15 protein-coding genes and 1 tRNA gene are annotated in these 17,222 nt (G+C 69.6%); 12 read left to right on the forward strand and 4 right to left on the reverse strand.

Features of this window, described 5'->3' with window-relative positions; all coding sequences use genetic code 11:
- Positions 1-36: 36 nt before the first annotated feature.
- The 9 genes from AB0K80_RS09740 (at position 37) to AB0K80_RS09780 (ending at position 8,747) form a co-directional block, all read left to right on the forward strand.
- Positions 37-522, forward strand: coding sequence for a hotdog fold thioesterase (locus AB0K80_RS09740; RefSeq protein WP_365667625.1), 486 nt, complete (start codon positions 37-39; stop codon positions 520-522).
- A gap of 155 nt (positions 523-677) precedes the next feature.
- On the forward strand, positions 678-1,625 hold the full coding sequence (locus AB0K80_RS09745; protein WP_365667627.1) for a trypsin-like serine protease: 948 nt from the start codon (positions 678-680) through the stop codon (positions 1,623-1,625).
- A gap of 67 nt (positions 1,626-1,692) precedes the next feature.
- Positions 1,693-2,103, forward strand: coding sequence for a hypothetical protein (locus tag AB0K80_RS09750; RefSeq protein WP_365667629.1), 411 nt, complete (start codon positions 1,693-1,695; stop codon positions 2,101-2,103).
- Complete coding sequence (locus tag AB0K80_RS09755; protein WP_365667631.1) at positions 2,100-2,756, forward strand: Tat pathway signal sequence domain protein; 657 nt, start codon at positions 2,100-2,102, stop codon at positions 2,754-2,756. Before AB0K80_RS09750 ends, AB0K80_RS09755 begins: the two co-directional genes overlap by 4 nt.
- A 249-nt stretch (positions 2,757-3,005) precedes the next feature.
- A complete protein-coding gene (locus tag AB0K80_RS09760) occupies positions 3,006-4,241 on the forward strand; it encodes a branched-chain amino acid ABC transporter substrate-binding protein (RefSeq protein WP_365667633.1) in 1,236 nt (411 codons plus the stop codon).
- Between the two features lie 111 nt (positions 4,242-4,352).
- Entirely contained in the window at positions 4,353-5,285 is a 933-nt protein-coding gene (locus AB0K80_RS09765; RefSeq protein WP_365667634.1) for a branched-chain amino acid ABC transporter permease, read from the forward strand.
- A gap of 5 nt (positions 5,286-5,290) precedes the next feature.
- On the forward strand, positions 5,291-7,120 hold the full coding sequence (locus AB0K80_RS09770) for a branched-chain amino acid ABC transporter permease (RefSeq protein ID WP_365667636.1): 1,830 nt from the start codon (positions 5,291-5,293) through the stop codon (positions 7,118-7,120).
- 5 nt (positions 7,121-7,125) lie between these two features.
- Positions 7,126-8,034: an ABC transporter ATP-binding protein gene (locus tag AB0K80_RS09775; RefSeq protein WP_365667638.1), complete on the forward strand. Its 909-nt coding sequence runs from the start codon at positions 7,126-7,128 to the stop codon at positions 8,032-8,034.
- A complete protein-coding gene (locus AB0K80_RS09780) occupies positions 8,031-8,747 on the forward strand; it encodes an ABC transporter ATP-binding protein (protein ID WP_365667640.1) in 717 nt (238 codons plus the stop codon). The genes AB0K80_RS09775 and AB0K80_RS09780 overlap by 4 nt, the downstream gene beginning before the upstream one ends.
- Before the next feature lie 75 nt (positions 8,748-8,822).
- On the opposite strand, the gene AB0K80_RS09785 is transcribed toward AB0K80_RS09780, so the two are convergent.
- Positions 8,823-9,479 carry a response regulator gene (locus AB0K80_RS09785; RefSeq protein ID WP_365667642.1) on the reverse strand — a complete coding sequence of 219 codons (657 nt, stop codon included), beginning with the start codon at positions 9,477-9,479 and terminating at the stop codon, positions 8,823-8,825.
- Between the two features lie 97 nt (positions 9,480-9,576).
- Between AB0K80_RS09785 and AB0K80_RS09790 the strand changes: the two genes are divergently transcribed.
- Positions 9,577-9,660: transfer RNA gene (locus tag AB0K80_RS09790), tRNA-Leu, on the forward strand.
- 84 nt (positions 9,661-9,744) lie between these two features.
- Positions 9,745-10,533, forward strand: a complete 789-nt coding sequence (locus AB0K80_RS09795; protein WP_365667644.1) for a helix-turn-helix domain-containing protein — start codon at positions 9,745-9,747, stop codon at positions 10,531-10,533.
- A 39-nt stretch (positions 10,534-10,572) separates the two neighbouring features.
- On the opposite strand, the gene pyk is transcribed toward AB0K80_RS09795, so the two are convergent.
- The gene (gene pyk, locus AB0K80_RS09800) at positions 10,573-12,009 is read right to left on the reverse strand and encodes a pyruvate kinase (protein WP_365667646.1); all 1,437 of its coding nucleotides are present in this window, start codon (positions 12,007-12,009) and stop codon (positions 10,573-10,575) included.
- 353 nt (positions 12,010-12,362) lie between these two features.
- Between pyk and AB0K80_RS09805 the strand changes: the two genes are divergently transcribed.
- The gene (locus AB0K80_RS09805; RefSeq protein ID WP_365667648.1) at positions 12,363-14,168 is read left to right on the forward strand and encodes a 5'-nucleotidase C-terminal domain-containing protein; all 1,806 of its coding nucleotides are present in this window, start codon (positions 12,363-12,365) and stop codon (positions 14,166-14,168) included.
- A 112-nt stretch (positions 14,169-14,280) separates the two neighbouring features.
- On the opposite strand, the gene AB0K80_RS09810 is transcribed toward AB0K80_RS09805, so the two are convergent.
- Positions 14,281-15,699: a SidA/IucD/PvdA family monooxygenase gene (locus tag AB0K80_RS09810; RefSeq protein WP_365667649.1), complete on the reverse strand. Its 1,419-nt coding sequence runs from the start codon at positions 15,697-15,699 to the stop codon at positions 14,281-14,283.
- Positions 15,696-17,090, reverse strand: a complete 1,395-nt coding sequence (locus tag AB0K80_RS09815) for an aminotransferase class V-fold PLP-dependent enzyme (RefSeq protein WP_365667651.1) — start codon at positions 17,088-17,090, stop codon at positions 15,696-15,698. The genes AB0K80_RS09810 and AB0K80_RS09815 overlap by 4 nt, the downstream gene beginning before the upstream one ends.
- Positions 17,091-17,222: the final 132 nt, after the last annotated feature.

A 17,222-nucleotide genomic window follows, 5' to 3' on the forward strand; every position in this document is an offset into this window, starting at 1 on the left:
TCGCTGTGTGACCGACGACGAACGGAGCCGGGCCCGATGGGCGAACAGCAGACCGTGAAGTTCCCGCAAGAGGTGATCGACGAGTACGCGGCGCTCGGCGTCGACCTGGTCGCCCTGTTCTCCGCCGGGCACCTCGGCACCCGCATGGGCGTGCAGATAGTGGAGGCCTCGCCCGACCGCGTCGTCGGCACCATGCCCGTCGAGGGCAACACCCAGCCGTACGGGCTGCTGCACGGCGGGGCGTCCGCCGTCCTGGCGGAGACCCTCGGCTCGGTCGGCGCCATGCTGCACGGCGGCAGCTCCAAGATCGCCGTGGGCGTCGACCTGAACTGCACCCACCACCGGGGCGTGCGCTCCGGACTGGTGACGGGCGTGGCCACCCCCGTGCACCGGGGCCGCACGACCGCCACGTACGAGATCGTCATCACCGGCGAGGACGACAAGAGGGTCTGCACCGCCCGCCTGACCTGCCTGCTGCGGGACGTGCGGCCCGGCGACGAGGAGCCCGTCCGCGCGAGCTGACCGGGCGAGCCGGGCAGACGTGCGGCGCGGCGGCCGCACAGAGGGAAAACCCTGGAGGGCGGGCGCGCTCTTGTCGCGGCCGCCCCCAGGCGCTTCACTGGCGCTGCTCACCCCCCACAGGAGAACCCCCGTCCCACATCCGAGAAGGGTTTCTCTTGACCGCCCTACGCGCCACCGCCGTACGCGGCCTCGCCGCCCGCACCACCGCCTCACGCCGCCCCGCCCCCCGCGCCACCGCGCTCCGCGCCACCGCCGTCACCGCCGCGGCCTGCGCCGCCGTGCTCGCCGGCGCGCTGCCGTCCTCGGCGATCAACTCCTACAACGCCACCCCGGCGCCCGAACGCACCGAGGTCGGCGCGCTCGTGGCCACCTGGGACAACGACGCGAACCCCGCCACCCCGGACCGGGTCGACTGGGTCTGCTCGGGCACCATGATCGACGCGGACACCTTCCTGACCGCGGCGCACTGCACCACCGACTGGCCCGACAACGTCAGGTTCTACGTGTCGCTCGACCAGGACGTGCAGGCCGGTCTGGACGCCGCCGCGAAGAAGTACCCGGGCGACCCGGCCGCGCAGGCGAACGCCGTCGCCGTCCAGGGCACCGCCCACAGCCACCCGGACTACCCCGGGCCCGCGTCCGACACCCACGACATCTCGGTGATCGAACTGCCCGCCGCGAAGATGAAGGCCCGCTGGACCTTCACCCCGGCCACCCTGCCCACCGCCGACCAGCTCGGCCGGCTCGGCCCGCGGGGCCTGAACACCACCGACTGGACCGTCGCCGGATACGGCACGCAGGAAGCGGCCAACGGCCCCGGCGGCCAGACCCACCCGGGCGGCGGCGTCCGGATGAAGGCACCCGTCACCTTCGACGCCCTGAACGACTCCTGGGTGCGCCTGGCCATGACCGCGCCCCAGGGCAACGGCGGTGCCTGCTACGGCGATTCGGGCGGACCGAACTTCGCGGTGATCGGCGGCAAGCGGATCCTCGCCTCGACCACCATCACCGGCGACACCCCGTGCTACGCCACCAACGTGACCTACCGTCTGGACACCCCGGGCGCCCGGGCCTTCCTGGCCCCGTTCGTCGCCCTGCCGTAGCGGGAGACCGCCACCGGAGAGCTCCTCACCCTGGCCTGAACCACCGTCCAGCGCCTACCGTCAGGGCATGGCAACGGGAGGAGCTCTCCGGCCGCGGGCGGCCCTGGGTCCCGTACTGCTCGCGAGCCTGCTGCTCGCGGCGCCGGCCACCGGATGCGGACCGCCGGACACGGCACGGACCCCCGCCACGGCCCCCGCCGCCCCCGCGCCCCGCACCACCTCCCCGGCGGACCTGTGCGCCCGCGTCGTCGCCTACTGGTCCCGCAGGACCCTGGACAGCGGCACCTACGGGGACTACCAGTCGATGGGGCTGTCCAACCGCCAGTACGAGATCCTCCGCGAGGTCGTGGAGGCCGCCCGGGCCGAACGCGAACGCCAGGGCCCCCAGGCCGCCGACGCTCTGGTGGGCCGTGAGGCGCGGGAGCGCTGCGCCGGCCGGCACCGCGACGGCGGACCGGGCAAGGGCCCCTGGCAGTGAGCGGCGTCGGGCCCGTCGAGCCGGGCGAGGGCACGCACGCGTGGGACACTCCGGCCCGGCACACCCCACCGCTGTCCGGCCCCCGGCACGGCCGCCTCGCGCGTGTGTACACCGGGCACCGCCGGGCCGTCCTCGGCGCCGCGACGGCCGCCGCCCTGCTGGCGGGCGGCGCCTACCTGTACGCGACCAGGCCCCAGGAACCGCCCCCGCCGCCCCCGCCGTACCCCTCCCAGGTCGTCACCCTCACCTACCTGGCCGCCCGGTCCACGCCTCGAGACGCCCCGGCACGCAGCTTCCGCTTCGACGTGCTCGTCAGCGTGGCCTCCGGCCCGCCCGTCACCGTGACCCGGATCGACCAGCCGTACGCCGGCGTCCGGATGACCTCTACGCCGCCCGCGCCCTTCCGGACCACGGCCGGCAGCCCCCGCAGGATCACCGTCACCGCGCAGGTGACGGAATGCGGAAAAGTACCGGGCGATGCCGGACTGCCATTCCTGGACGTGACTCTACGTAATGCGCGCGCAATACAAGTACACAGTTTCATCCTGGGCCCGCGCTACGCACAGCACCTCTCCAAGGCCCTGGAAGTCGCCTGTAGCAACGATTCCGCGTCATCACCAAAACCCCGGACGCACCTGAATACGCCCCGGTGAATCCTGCGAGTTCTCACTATGTGGACCGGGCGAATCGGCAAGAATTCTGCCGTTCCCCCCACTCAGTACCGCTCTGCAATACGTCGTGTCATAACAAGAGCGTCACAGCCTTCGTCAGACCCTCCTCCACGTTCCCCACACACGCTTAGAGTCACGCCCAGTCACCGCGCCGTCCGATAGTCACGTCGGCCCAGCGCTCGACTCGGCTGTTTCCGTCCGGAAACCGGCTGCCACGGGAAAGGACTGATCGTGCGTCAACGTTCGCTCATCGCCATCACCGCCGCGCTGGCGGCGGGAGCACTGACCCTCACCGCCTGCGGCTCGCGCGACGAGAGCGGCGGCGGCTCGGACAAGGGCAACGGTGGCGGCACCACCGTCGTCATCGGCGTCGACGCGCCGCTGACCGGCGACCTGTCCGCGCTGGGCCTCGGCATCAAGAACTCGGTGGACCTCGCGGCCAAGACCGCCAACAAGCAGAACTACGTCAAGGGCGTCAAGTTCGAGGTCCAGGCCCTCGACGACCAGGCCCAGCCCTCCTCCGGCCAGCAGAACGCCACCAAGCTCGTCGCCAACAAGGACGTCCTCGGTGTCGTCGGCCCGCTGAACTCCTCCGTCGCCGAGTCCATGCAGAAGGTCTTCGACGACGCCAAGCTGGTCCAGGTCTCGCCCGCCAACACCAACCCGGCCCTCACCCAGGGCCCGGACTGGCAGACCAAGAAGGTCCGCACGTACAAGTCATACTTCCGCACCGCGACCACGGACGCCATCCAGGGCCCGTTCGCCGCGCAGTACCTCTACAACGACGCCAAGAAGAAGAAGGTCTTCGTCATCGACGACAAGAAGACCTACGGCGCCGGCCTCGCCGCGACCTTCAGCGCCGAGTTCAAGAAGCTCGGCGGCAAGGTCGTCGGCACCGAGCACATCAACCCCGACACCAAGGACTTCTCCGCGGTCGCCACCAAGGTCAAGAACTCCGGCGCCGACGTCGTCTACTACGGCGGTGAATACCCGCAGGCCGGCCCGCTCAGCAAGCAGATCAAGGCCGCCGGCGCCAAGGTCCCGCTGGTCGGCGGCGACGGCATCTACAGCGCCGACTTCATCAAGCTCGCCGGTGCCGGCGGCACGGGCGACCTCGCCACCTCCGTGGGCGCCCCGGTCGAGGAGCTCGCCTCCGCCAAGGAGTTCGTCGCCAACTACAAGGCCCAGGGCTACAAGGAGGCCTACGAGGCCTACGGCGGCTACTCCTACGACTCCGGCTGGGCGATCATCGAGGCCGTCAAGAAGGTCGTCGACGACAACGGCGGCAAGCTGCCCGACGACGCCCGCGCCAAGGTCACCGAGGCCATGCAGAACGTCTCCTTCGACGGTGTGACCGGCAAGGTCTCCTTCGACGAGTACGGCGACGCCACCAACAAGCAGCTCACCGTGTACGCCGTCAAGGACGGTGCCTGGAAGCCGGTCAAGTCCGGTACCTACACCGGCTGACCCACCGCGCACCACCAGAGCCGCGCGGGGCGCTGTTCCACTGGCGCCCCGCGCGGACTCGCATCCGGCCCCATCCGTCGAACATATCCGAAACGTCTCGGAGGACATGCGGTGAACGAACTGCCGCAGCAGCTGGTCAACGGCCTGCTACTGGGATCCATGTACGGGCTGGTCGCCATCGGCTACACGATGGTCTATGGCATCGTCCAGCTCATCAACTTCGCCCACGGCGAGATCTTCATGGTGGGAGGCTTCGGCGCCCTCACCGTCTACCTGTACGTACTGCCCGACGGCACCTCCATGTGGGTAGCACTCCCCCTGATGCTCATCGGAGGCATCATCGTCGCCGTCCTCGTCGCCGTGGGAGCGGAACGATTCGCCTACCGCCCCCTGCGAGACGCACCACGCCTCGCCCCCCTCATCACCGCCATCGGTCTCTCCCTCGCCCTCCAGCAGGCGGTGTGGGCCTGGTACCCCAACGCACGCTCCGCGGTCACCTTCCCGCAGATCGAGGGCGGCCCCTTCAACATCGGCAGCGTCACCATCCAGACCGGTGACATCTTCCTGCTCATCGCCGCCCCCATCAGCATGGCCGTCCTCGCCTGGTTCGTCATGAAGACCCGCACCGGACGCGGCATGCAGGCCACCGCCCAGGACCCCGACACCGCCAAGCTCATGGGCATCAACACCGACCGCATCATCGTGATCGCGTTCGCCCTCGGCGCCGCCTTCGCCGCCGTCGGAGCCGTCGCCTACGGCCTGAAGTACGGCGAAGTCCAGTTCCGCATGGGCTTCATCCTCGGCCTGAAGGCCTTCACCGCAGCCGTCCTCGGCGGCATCGGCAACATCTACGGAGCCATGATCGGCGGCGTCGTCCTCGGCATCGCCGAAGCACTGTCCACGGCCTACATCGCCGACATCCCCGGCATGGACAAGTTCGGCAGCCAGTCCTGGGCAGACGTCTGGGCCTTCGTTCTCCTCATCCTCGTGCTCCTCTTCCGGCCCCAGGGCCTGCTCGGCGAGCGCGTCGCGGACAGGGCGTGACACCGATGACGACACAGACCACAGCACACAGCACCCCCAGCATCCCGGCCGACGGCACCCCCAAGGGCCTGATCGGCATCCCCGAGAACCTCGGCCGCGCCCTCGCCACCGGCGGCGGAGTCCTCGCGGTGATATCCACCTTCCTCGCCTGGACCTGGACCGCCGAATTCCCCGGCGACCTCACCGTCTACGGCTACCCCGGCGGCCTCCAGGTACTCGTCCTCGTCGGCGGCGCCCTGACCGCCCTGTTCGGACTCGCCTCCTACGGCGTCAAGGGCCTGCGCTGGCTGACCCCCGCCGGAGCCGACAGCGCCCTCAAGCTCGCCGCCCTCGGCACCTTCGCCACCGCCTGGTACACCGTCCTCGCCATCAGCGTGGAACTCGGCGGCCTGGTCAACCTCGAACCCGGCGGCTGGATCGTCGCCCTGGTCACCCTCGCCGGCCTGCTCGGCGCCCTCGCGCTGCCGTTCGAGCACCCGGAGCCCGAACCCCACGACCCGGACGACACCGGCTGGGAGCACGTCCGCCACGGACTGCGCACCAAGGGCGCCCTCATCAAAGCCGCCTTCGCCACCGGCCCCGTCGCCCCGGTGACCCGCAAGCTCCCCGCCTACGCCGAGATCCTCGTCATCGTCGCCACCCTCGCCGTCGGCCTGACCGTCTTCACCTACGGCATCGGCACCGAGTACGACGAACTCTTCGTCGGGTTCCTCATCACCGCCGGCTTCGGCTTCGCCGCCGTCGCCAAGGCCGGGCTCGTCAGCCGCATCTCCGCGATCACCGCCAAGCACCGCGTCATCACCATGACCGGCGCCTTCGTCGCGGCCGCCGCCTTCCCCTTCACCCAGTCCGACGACCAGTACGCCACCATCGGCGTCTACATCCTCATCTTCGCCACCGTCGCCCTCGGCCTGAACATCGTCGTCGGCCTCGCCGGCCTCCTCGACCTCGGATACGTCGCCTTCCTCGGCGTCGGCGCCTACACCGCGGCCATGGTCTCCGGCTCCCCCTCCTCCCCCTTCCACCTCCAGCTGCCGTTCTGGCTCTCCGCCCTCCTCGGCGCGGCCGTCGCCATGGTCTTCGGCGTCATCATCGGCGCCCCCACCCTCCGGCTGCGCGGCGACTACCTCGCCATCGTCACCCTCGGCTTCGGTGAGATCTTCCGCATCACCGTCCTCAACATGGACGGCACCTCCGGACCCGACATCACCAACGGATCCAACGGCATCTCCTCCATCCCCAACCTCGAGATCCTCGGCTTCGACTTCGGCCAGGAACACACCATCGCCGGCTTCACCATCGCCCGGTTCGCCAACTACTTCCTGCTGATGCTGCTCATCACGCTGGTCGTCGTCATCGTCTTCCGGCGCAGCAGCGACAGCCGCATCGGCCGCGCCTGGGTCGCCATCCGCGAGGACGAGACCGCCGCACTCGCCATGGGCATCAACGGCTTCCGCGTCAAGCTCATCGCCTTCGCCCTCGGCGCCTGCCTCGCCGGCCTCGCCGGCACCGTCCAGGCCCACGTCACCTACACCGTGACTCCCGAGCAGTACCAGTTCGCCCACGTCGTCCCGCCCAACTCCGCCTTCCTCCTGGCGGCAGTCGTCCTCGGCGGCATGGGCACCATCCTCGGCCCCCTCGTCGGCGCCTCCCTGCTCTACCTCATCCCCGCCAAGCTCCAGTTCCTCGGCGACTACCAGCTCTTCGCCTTCGGACTCGCACTGGTCCTGCTCATGCGCTTCCGTCCGGAAGGCCTCATCCCGAACAAGCGCCGCCAGCTCGAATTCCACGAAGAAGCCGAAGCGCCCACAGTCCTCAGCAAGGCAGGGGTCTGACCACCATGACCACCCACACCACCACCCAGGACGCCGCCGCGGGCACCGCCCCCGGCCAGACCGTCCTCGACGCACGCGGCGTCACCATGCGCTTCGGCGGCCTCACCGCCGTCCGAGGCGTCGACCTGCAGGTCAACAGCGGCGAGATCGTCGGTCTCATCGGACCCAACGGCGCCGGCAAGACCACCTTCTTCAACTGCCTGACCGGCCTGTACATCCCCACCGAGGGCGAAGTCCGGTACAAGGGCCAGGTCCTGCCCCCCAAGTCGTTCAAGGTCACCGCCGCCGGCATCGCCCGCACCTTCCAGAACATCCGGCTGTTCGCCAACATGACGGTCCTGGAGAACGTCCTCGTCGGCGGCCACACCCGCACCAAGGAAGGCCTCTGGTCCGCCCTCCTGCGCGGCCCCGGCTTCCACAAGGCCGAAGCCGCCTCCCGCGCACGGGCCATGGAACTCCTCGAGTTCGTCGGCCTCGCGAGCAAGGCCGAACACCTCGCCCGCAACCTGCCCTACGGCGAACAGCGCAAGCTCGAAATCGCCCGGGCACTCGCGAGCGAGCCGGGGCTGCTGCTCCTGGACGAGCCGACCGCCGGCATGAACCCCCAGGAGACCCGCGCCACCGAAGAACTCGTCTTCGCCATCCGCGACCAGGGCACCGCCGTCCTCGTCATCGAGCACGACATGCGGTTCATCTTCAACCTCTGCGACCGCGTCGCCGTCCTCGTCCAGGGCGAAAAACTCATCGAAGGCGACAGCGCCACCGTCCAGGGCGACGAACGCGTCGTCGCCGCCTACCTCGGCGAACCCTTCGAAGACGCACCCGGCAAGGAAGAAATCGCCGAGGTCGAGGCGGCGGAGGCACAGGCCGAGGCCACCACGGACGCCGCGCCCGGCAAGGAGAACGACCGATGACCGCACTGCTCGAAGTCGAGGACCTCCGCGTCGCCTACGGGAAGATCGAAGCCGTCAAGGGCATCTCCTTCCAGGTCGACGCGGGCGAGGTCGTCACCCTCATCGGCACCAACGGCGCCGGCAAGACCACCACCCTGCGCACCCTGTCGGGCCTGCTCAAGCCGGTCGGCGGCCAGATCAGGTTCAACGGCAAGTCGCTGAAGAAGATCCCCGCCCACCAGATCGTCTCGCTGGGACTGGCCCACTCCCCCGAGGGGCGGCACATCTTCCCCCGCATGACGATCGAGGACAACCTCCGCCTCGGCGCCTTCCTCCGCAGCGACAAACCCGGCATCGAGAAGGACATCCAGCGCGCCTACGACCTCTTCCCCATCCTCGGGGAACGCAGGAAGCAGGCCGCCGGCACCCTCTCCGGCGGTGAGCAGCAGATGCTCGCCATGGGCCGCGCCCTGATGTCCCAGCCCAAACTGCTCATGCTCGACGAACCCTCCATGGGCCTCTCCCCGATCATGATGCAGAAGATCATGGCCACCATCGCCGAGCTCAAGGCGCAGGGCACGACCATCCTCCTGGTCGAACAGAACGCCCAGGCCGCCCTGTCCCTCGCCGACCACGGCCACGTCATGGAGGTCGGCAAGATCGTCCTGTCCGGCAGCGGCCAGGACCTCCTCCACGACGAGTCGGTCCGCAAGGCCTACCTCGGCGAGGACTGAGTCCCCGCCACCGGCCGTACGACGAGGCCCGCGCCCCCTGCTCCGGGGACGCGGGCCTCACGTACGGGGCGGGACTCAGCCCTTGGACGCCTTCTTCTCCTCGGCGTCGTCGATCACGGCCTGCGCGACCTGCTGCATCGACATACGCCGGTCCATCGACGTCTTCTGGATCCACCGGAACGCGGCCGGCTCGGTCAGCCCGTACTCGGTCTGCAGAATCGACTTCGCCCGGTCGACCAGCTTGCGGGTCTCCAGCCGCTGGCTGAGGTCCGCGATCTCCTTCTCCAGCTCCTTCAGCTCCGTGAACCGGGACACCGCCATCTCGATCGCCGGCACCACATCGCTCTTGCTGAACGGCTTCACCAGGTACGCCATCGCGCCGGCGTCCCTCGCCCGCTCCACCAGATCACGCTGCGAGAACGCAGTCAGCATCAGCACCGGGGCGATCCGCTCCTCGGCGATCTTCTCAGCGGCCGAGATGCCATCCAGCTTGGGCATCTTCACGTCCAGAATCACCAGGTCGGGCCGGTGCTCACGCGCCAGCTCCACCGCCTGCTCCCCGTCCCCGGCCTCACCGACGACCGTGTAGCCCTCCTCCTCCAGCATCTCTTTGAGGTCGAGCCGGATCAGGGCCTCGTCCTCGGCGATCACGACCCGGGTCGTCATCGGAGGCACGTGCGACTTGTCGTCGTCGGGCACGTCAACAGGCTTGGGCGACTCGGCGGCGCTCACGTGGGCTCCTTGGTGCAGGGCAGGACGGTACTGCTCCCAAGAGCGTACCTAGCTGCGTCTGCCTACGGTGAACGGGTACACTCCTCTGGGCTGACCAGCCGGGTTGGCGGAACTGGCTTACGCGGATGTCTCAAACACATCTGTCCGAGAGGACATACGGGTTCGAATCCCGTACCCGGCACCTCAGATAAGCGGAGGCTCACGTTCGCGTGATCTTCCGCTTTTTTCATGCCCCCAGTCACAGCCGGTGACCGACAGTGACCGTATGAACGTCCACGGCACTGAAGTACGCCAGAAGGCCCTCACACTGCTGCGCGGCGGAGCAAAGAACGCGGAGGTGGCCCGTAGACTCAACGTCCCTCTGGGAACGATCGGCTACTGGAAACACGTGGACAGGGCGAAACGCGGCGAGTGTTCCGGCAGGCACGATCCGCAATGCCCGCGATGCGATGGGCGGCACCTGGATGAGCCCGCTTATGCCTACCTGTTGGGCCTGTACCTCGGCGATGGCCACATCAGTCACTACTCCGAGCACCGCGTGCCCGACCTCATGATCACCTGCAGCGAAGCCTGGCCCGGGCTCATGGACAGATGCGAAGAGGCCATGCGCACGGTCTTCCCCGAGAACTCCGTCTGCCGTGTGCGCAAGACAGGCTGCCGCAACGTGAAGGTCTACTCGAAGCATCTGCGCTGCCTGTTCCCCCAGCACGGCCCCGGCAAGAAGCACGAGCGGCGGATCGTGCTGGAGCCCTGGCAGCAGGAGATCGTCGACGCTCACCCCTGGGAGTTCATCCGCGGGCTCATCCACTCGGACGGCTGCCGCATCACCAACTGGACGACGCGGATGGTCGCCGGTGAGCGCAAGCGTTACGAATATCCTCGGTACTTCTTCTCCAACAAGTCGGCCGACATTCGGCAGCTCTTCACGGACACCCTCGACAAGGTCGGCGTCGAATGGGCCGTCTACGCCCGCAACGGCGACGCGTTCAACATCTCCGTCGCCCGCAAAGCCTCCGTAGCCCTCATGGACCTTCACGTAGGCCCCAAACACTGAGAGAGGGCCCCTCCCTCAGGGACCCTGCCCCACCGCCCCCTACTCGGGGCTGTCGTCCTCGCCGATGTGGTGGACGCGGACCAGGTTCGTCGAGCCGGACACCCCGGGAGGTGAGCCGGCCGTGATGACCACCGTGTCGCCCTTCCGGCAGCGGCCGTACCTCAGCAGGAGTTCGTCCACCTGGTCCACCATCGCGTCGGTGGAGCCGACGTGCGGTCCCAGGAACGTCTCCACGCCCCACGTCAGGCTCAACTGCGAACGCGTCGCCGGGTCGGGGGTGAAGGCCAGCAGGGGAATCGGGGAGCGGTAGCGCGACAGGCGGCGTGCCGTGTCGCCCGACTGGGTGAAGGCGACCAGGAACCGGGCGCCGAGGAAGTCACCCATCTCCGCTGCGGCCCGGGCGACCGCGCCGCCCTGGGTGCGGGGCTTGGTGCGTTCGGTCAGGGGCGGGAGTCCCTTGGCGAGGATGTCCTCCTCGGCCGCCTCGACGATCCGGGCCATCGTCCGCACGGTTTCCACCGCGTAGGTGCCCACGCTGGTCTCGCCCGACAGCATCACCGCGTCCGTGCCGTCGATGACCGCGTTGGCGACGTCCGAGGCCTCCGCCCGCGTGGGGCGTGAGTGGTCGATCATCGAGTCGAGCATCTGGGTCGCGACGATCACCGGTTTGGCGTTGCGCTTGGCGAGTTTGATCGCGCGTTTCTGGACGATCGGGACCTGTTCGAGGGGCATTTCGACGCCGAGGTCTCCGCGGGCGACCATGATGCCGTCGAACGCGGCGACGATGTCGTCGAGGTTGTCGACGGCCTGCGGTTTCTCCACTTTGGCGATGACCGGGAGGCGGCGGCCCTCCTCGTCCATGATGCGGTGGACGTCCTTGATGTCGCGTCCGCTGCGGACGAAGGAGAGGGCGATGACGTCGAAGCCGGTGCGCAGGGCCCAGCGCAGGTCGTCCTCGTCCTTCTTGGACAGGGCGGGGACGGAGACGGCGACGCCGGGGAGGTTCAGGCCCTTGTGGTCGGAGACCATGCCGCCCTCGACGACGGTCGTGTGGACGCGGGGGCCGTCGACCTCGGTGACCTCGAGGCAGACCCTGCCGTCGTCGATGAGGACGCGTTCGCCGGGGGTGACGTCGTCGGCGAGGCCGGCGTAGGTGGTGCCGCAGATGTCGCGGTCGCCTTCGACTCCTTCTTCGACGGTGATGGTGAAGGAGTCGCCGCGTTCCAGGAGTACGGGACCTTCGGCGAAGCGGCCGAGCCGGATTTTCGGGCCCTGGAGGTCGGCGAGGATTCCGACACTGCGGCCGGTTTCGTCGGCGGCCTTGCGGACTCGCTGGTAGCGCTCCTCGTGTTCGGCGTGGCTGCCGTGGCTGAGGTTGAATCGGGCGACGTCCATTCCGGCGTCGACCAGGGCCTTGATCTGGTCGTACGCGTCGGTGGCGGGGCCCAGGGTACAGACGATCTTTGCTCGGCGCATGGGGCGAGCCTATGCCGTACCGGTGGGTAATTGATTGGCCGTATGCGACTGCTCAACAGACCTTTGATGAAGCGTTATTGACAAGCGTTGAATTGCGCGTCGCCGTGCTCGGATGAGCATTTAGAGAGTTCGTGACCGCGACTCTCGGATGAGTTTTCGAGAATGCGGATCCGCGATCCCTCGCGATCCGGGTGGGCGGGTACGCCCCGCTCCGTCGCCTCCGTCCTGCGTGCGGCTCTGTCAGGGTCACCAGATCGCAACCTCGCAGGCCTGTTCCGGAACGACATGCTCAGGTCAGAATCTACGCGCGTTATCTACGCGCGTCGTTGTCCCGTTCCCGAGGAGAGCCAGAGATGCCGCTGAACCGCCGGAAGTTTCTGAAGAGGTCCGCTGTGACGGGGGCGGGGGTGGCGCTGGCGGGTGCGGCGGCCGCTCCGGCGGCCGAGGCCGCGGAGGGTGCGGCGGCGGCCGCGCCGGTGAAGCGGTACGCGTTCACCGTGATGGGCACGACGGACCTGCACGGGAACGTCTTCAACTGGGACTACTTCACGGACGCGGAGTTCGACGACAAGGCGCACAACGACGTCGGTCTGGCGAAGATCTCCACGCTGGTGAACCAGGTGCGGGCCGAGAAGGGCCGGAGGAACACGCTGCTGATCGACGCGGGTGACACGATCCAGGGCACCCAGCTGTCGTACTACTACGCCAAGGTCGACCCGATCACCGCGCAGGGTGGTCCCGTGCACCCGATGGCGCAGGCGATGAACGCCATCGGCTACGACGCCGCGGCGCTGGGCAACCACGAGTTCAACTACGGCATTCCGGTGCTGCGGAAGTTCGAGGAGCAGTGCCGTTTCCCGCTGCTGGGGGCGAACGCGCTGGACGCGAAGACGCTGCGGCCCGCGTTCCCGCCGTACAGCATGCACCGGTTGCCCACGCCGTGCGGGCGGGATGTGAAGGTGGCGGTGCTGGGGCTGACGAACCCGGGTATCGCGATCTGGGACAAGGCGAACGTGCAGGGGAAGATGACGTTCCCGGGTCTGGAGGAGCAGGCGGCGAAGTGGGTGCCGAAGCTGCGGTCGATGGGGGCGGACGTCGTCATCGTGTCGGCGCACAGCGGCTCCTCGGGCACGTCGTCGTACGGTGATCAGCTGCCGTACGTCGAGAACGCGGCGGGGCTGGTGGCGGAGCAGGTGCCGGGGATCGACGCGATCCTGGTCGGGCACGCGCACACCGAGATCCCCGAGTACTTCGTCACCAACAAGGAGACCGGCAAGCAGGTGGTGCTGTCGGAGCCGTTGAAGTGGGGGCAGCGGCTGACGCTGTTCGACTTCGAACTGGTGTGGGACAAGGGCCGCTGGACGGTCGAGAAGGTGGGAGCGAAGGTCCTCAACTCCAACACGGTGGAGGAGGACCCGAAGATCGTGCGGCTGCTGTCGGACGAGCACCGGAAGGTGGTGGCGTACGTCAACCAGGTCATCGGCACGAACGCCGTGGAGATGACGTCCGCCGAGGCGCCGTACAAGGACGTGCCGATCATCGATCTGATCAACCACATCCAGGCGGACACGGTGCGGCAGGCGCTGGCGGGGACGGAGTACGGGTCGCTGCCGGTGCTGTCGCAGGCGGCGTGTTTCTCGCGCACCGCGCGGATCCCGGCGGGTGAGGTGACGATCCGCGATGTGGCGGGTCTGTACGTGTTCGAGAACACGCTGGAGGCGCGCCTGATGACGGGTGCGCAGATGAAGGCGTATCTGGAGTACTCGGCGAACTACTACGTGCAGACGCCTGCGGGTGCCGCGGTGGATCCGGCGAAGCTGACGAACGCGAACGGCACGCCGGACTACAACTACGACGTGGTGAGCGGTCTGACGTACGAGATCGACATCGCGCAGCCGGCGGGGTCGCGTGTGAGGGACGTGCGGTTCGCGGGTGCACCGCTGGCGGACGACGCGCGGTTCGTGTTCGCGGTGAACAACTACCGGGCGAACGGTGGCGGCAACTTCCCGCATGTGGCGTCGGCGCCGCTGCTGTGGTCGAACTCGGACGAGATCCGCAACACGATGATCGCCTGGGTGAAGGCGAAGGGGGCCCTGGACCCGGCCGAGTTCGCGTCGGTGGACTGGAAGCTGACGCGGGACGGTACGCCGGTCTTCTAGAGCTCCAGGCGGGTGAGGTCGACGGCGTCGGCGGGGCTTTGGCGCCGGCGCCGTCGACGTGGAGGTGTTTCGGACGGCCGTCATCACCCCGCCCCGGCTTTTTTGCCTTCCCCTACCTGTGGTCTGCGAGCGGGGTGAGGACCGGGGCCTGCCGGGCGGGCGGGATCAGGGGTGGCTGGTCGAGGCCGAAGGTGGTGAAGGCGGTGCGGCGGGGCAGGGGGTAGGTCTCCTTGCCGGTGAGGTGGTTGAGGATGGTGGCGCTGCGCCAGGCGGCGAGGCCGAGGTCGGGGGCGCCGACGCCGTGGGTGTGGGTTCCGGCGTTCTGGACGTAGACCGTGCCGGTGACCGACGGGTCGAGGACGAGCCGGAAGTGGGCGTCGACGCGGGGGCGGTCGCGGCTGTCGCGGCGCAGGTAGGGGTCGAGGCCGGCCAGAACGTGATCGAGGGGGCGTTCGCGGTAGCCGGTGGCGAGGACCACGGCGTCGGTGGTGAGCCGGGAGCGGGTGTCCTGCTGGATGTGTTCCAGGTGGAGTTCGACCTTGGTGGTGGCGATGCGGCCGGCGGTGCGGACGCGGACGCCGGGGGTGAGGACGGTGTCGGGCCAGCCGCCGCCGAGGGTGCGGTGGTAGAGCTCGTCGTGGATGGCGGCGATGGTGTCGGCGCTGATGCCTTTGTGCAGTTGCCACTGCTGGGTGACGAGCCGGTCGCGCACAGGTTCGGCGAGGCCGTGGAAGTAACGGGTGTAGTCGGGGGTGAAGTGCTCCAGGCCCAGTTTGGAGTACTCCATGGGCGCGAAGGCTTCGGTGCGGCCGAGCCAGTGGAGTTTCTCGCGGCCGGGTGGGCGGTGGCGCAGCAGGTCGAGGAAGATCTCGGCGCCGGACTGTCCGGTGCCGACGACGGTGACGTGTTCGGCGGCGAGGATCGTCGCGCGGTGGTCCAGGTAGTCGGCGGCGTGGACGACGGGTACGCCGGGGTCCTCGGTGAGGGGTTTGAGCGGTTCGGGCACGTACGGTTCGGTGCCGATGCCGAGGGCGACGGTGCGGGCATAGGTGCGGCCGGGTGCCTCGGTCTGCCCGTCGAGGCCGAGCCGGGTGAACTCGATCTCGAACAGGTCGCGTTCGGGGTTCCAGTGGACGGCGTCGACGCGATGGCCGAACTGCAGGCCGGGGAGGTGGTCGGCGACCCAGCGGCAGTAGGCGTCGTACTCGGCGCGCCGGATGTGGAAGCGCTCGGCGAAGTAGAAGGGATAGAGCCGGTCGCGGGCCTTGAGGTGGTTGAGGAAGGTCCAGGGGCTGGCGGGGTCGGCGAGGGTGACGAGGTCCGCGAGGAAGGGGACCTGGAGGGTGGTGCCCTCCAGGAGCAGGCCGGGGTGCCAGCCGAAGGCGGGGCGCTGGTCGTAGAAGGCGGTGTCGAGTTCGGTGAGGGGGTGGGCGAGGGCGGCGAGGGAGAGGTTGAACGGTCCGATGCCGATGCCGACGAGGTCGCGGGGGGCGTCCGCGGCGGGGCGCGTGGGGGGTGCTGGGAGGTTCATGCGGGGGTGTTTCCTTCCGCGAGGGTCGCTTCCACGAGGGTCAGCAGGGTGGTGAGGTCGGCGGGGCGGGTGGCGGGGTTGAGGAGGGTGGCCTTGAGCCAGAGCCGGCCGTCGGGGCGGGCCCGGCCGAGGACGGCGCGGCCCTGGGTGAGCAGGGTGCGGCGTACGGCGGCGACGGTGTCGTCGCTCGCGCCGGCGGGCCGGAACAGGACCGTGCTGAGGGTGGGCCGGTCGTGGAGGTCGAAGGCGGGGTGGCTGTCGACGAGGGCCGCGAACTCCTCGGCGAGGGCGCACACCTGGTCGACGAGCCGGCCGAGGCCGGTGCGGCCGAGGGTCTTCAGGGTGACGGCGATCTTGAGGATGTCGGGGCGGCGGGAGGTGCGGGGGGAACGGCCGAGGAGGTCGGGGAGGCCGGCGTCGGTGTCGTCGTCGGCGTTGAGGTAGTCGGCGCGCTGGTGGAGTGCGCTCAGGTCGTCGGGGTTCTTGACGGCGAGGAGGCCGGCGGCGATCGGCTGCCAGCCGAGTTTGTGCAGGTCGAGGGTGACGGTGTCGGCGGTGTCGAGTCCGGTGAGCCGGTCGCGGTGCCGGTCGCTGAAGAGCAGTCCGGCGCCGTAGGCGGCGTCGATGTGGAGGCGGGCGCCGTGGGCGGCGCAGCGGGCGGCGATCTCGGGCAGCGGGTCGATGAGGCCGGCGTCGGTGGTGCCGGCGGTGGCGGCGACGAGCACGGGGCCGGGCAGGCCGGTGAGGGCCTGGTCGAGGGCCGCGGGGTCGAGGGTGCCGGCGGGGGTGGGCAGCACGACGGGCGCGGGCAGGCCGAGCAGCCAGGCGGCGCGGGGCAGCGAGTGGTGGGCGTTGGCGCCGCAGACGAGCTGTACGGGGCCGCCGGCGCCGGTGTGCGGTGGGGTCTGTTCCCGTGCCAGGAGGACGGCGAGCTGGTTGGCTTCGGTGCCGCCGGTGGTGACGAGGGCGTCGGCGAGGCCGGCCTGCTGGGCGAGGGCCCGGGTGACGAGGGCTTCGAGGGCGGAGGCGGCCGGGGCCTGGTCCCAGGAGTCGAGGGACGGGTTGAGGACGGAGGCGGCCAGGTCGGCGGCGGTGGCGACGGCCAGGGGCGGGCAGTGCAGGTGGGCGGCGCACAGCGGGTCGGCGGGGTCGGCGCTGCCCTCGGCGAGCAGGTGCACCAGGGTGTGCAGGGCGTGCGGGTCGCCGTGGTCGGGCAGGACGTCGCCCGCGGTGTCCCGCACGCGCGCGGCGACCGTTTCGGGCCCGCCGGAGGGCAGCGGCCCGCCGCGTGCGCGTCTGCCGCCGTCCAGGGCGTCGAGCACGGTGTCGAGCAACGGCCGCAGGGCGTCGGGGCCGAGAGGGCCTGAGGCGAGGGGCGGGGGCGTGGGCATGGCGTCCTCCGGGCGGGCGCGGGGCCGCGGTCCGCCGGGTGGTTCCGGCGAGTGCCGGGATGCGCGGCCGCGCCCGAAGGGCCCAACGAGCGGAACCGGGAAGGGGTACGTCGGTGCGGGGAGTACGCTCCG

Source organism: Streptomyces sp. NPDC052682, from assembly GCF_040678435.1.
GTDB lineage: Bacteria > Actinomycetota > Actinomycetes > Streptomycetales > Streptomycetaceae > Streptomyces.

Excerpts from the sequence above, each read along its gene's own strand:
- AB0K80_RS09740 (WP_365667625.1), top strand. The coding sequence starts at position 37 with ATGGGCGAACAGCAGACCGTGAAGTTCCCGCAAGAGGTGATCGACGAG.
- AB0K80_RS09750 (WP_365667629.1), top strand. The coding sequence starts at position 1,693 with ATGGCAACGGGAGGAGCTCTCCGGCCGCGGGCGGCCCTGGGTCCCGTA.
- AB0K80_RS09770 (WP_365667636.1), top strand. The coding sequence starts at position 5,291 with ATGACGACACAGACCACAGCACACAGCACCCCCAGCATCCCGGCCGAC.
- AB0K80_RS09775 (WP_365667638.1), top strand. The coding sequence starts at position 7,126 with ATGACCACCCACACCACCACCCAGGACGCCGCCGCGGGCACCGCCCCC.
- AB0K80_RS09780 (WP_365667640.1), top strand. The coding sequence starts at position 8,031 with ATGACCGCACTGCTCGAAGTCGAGGACCTCCGCGTCGCCTACGGGAAG.
- AB0K80_RS09795 (WP_365667644.1), top strand. The coding sequence starts at position 9,745 with ATGAACGTCCACGGCACTGAAGTACGCCAGAAGGCCCTCACACTGCTG.
- pyk (WP_365667646.1), bottom strand. The coding sequence starts at position 12,009 with ATGCGCCGAGCAAAGATCGTCTGTACCCTGGGCCCCGCCACCGACGCG.
- AB0K80_RS09805 (WP_365667648.1), top strand. The coding sequence starts at position 12,363 with ATGCCGCTGAACCGCCGGAAGTTTCTGAAGAGGTCCGCTGTGACGGGG.
- AB0K80_RS09810 (WP_365667649.1), bottom strand. The coding sequence starts at position 15,699 with ATGAACCTCCCAGCACCCCCCACGCGCCCCGCCGCGGACGCCCCCCGC.
- AB0K80_RS09815 (WP_365667651.1), bottom strand. The coding sequence starts at position 17,090 with ATGCCCACGCCCCCGCCCCTCGCCTCAGGCCCTCTCGGCCCCGACGCC.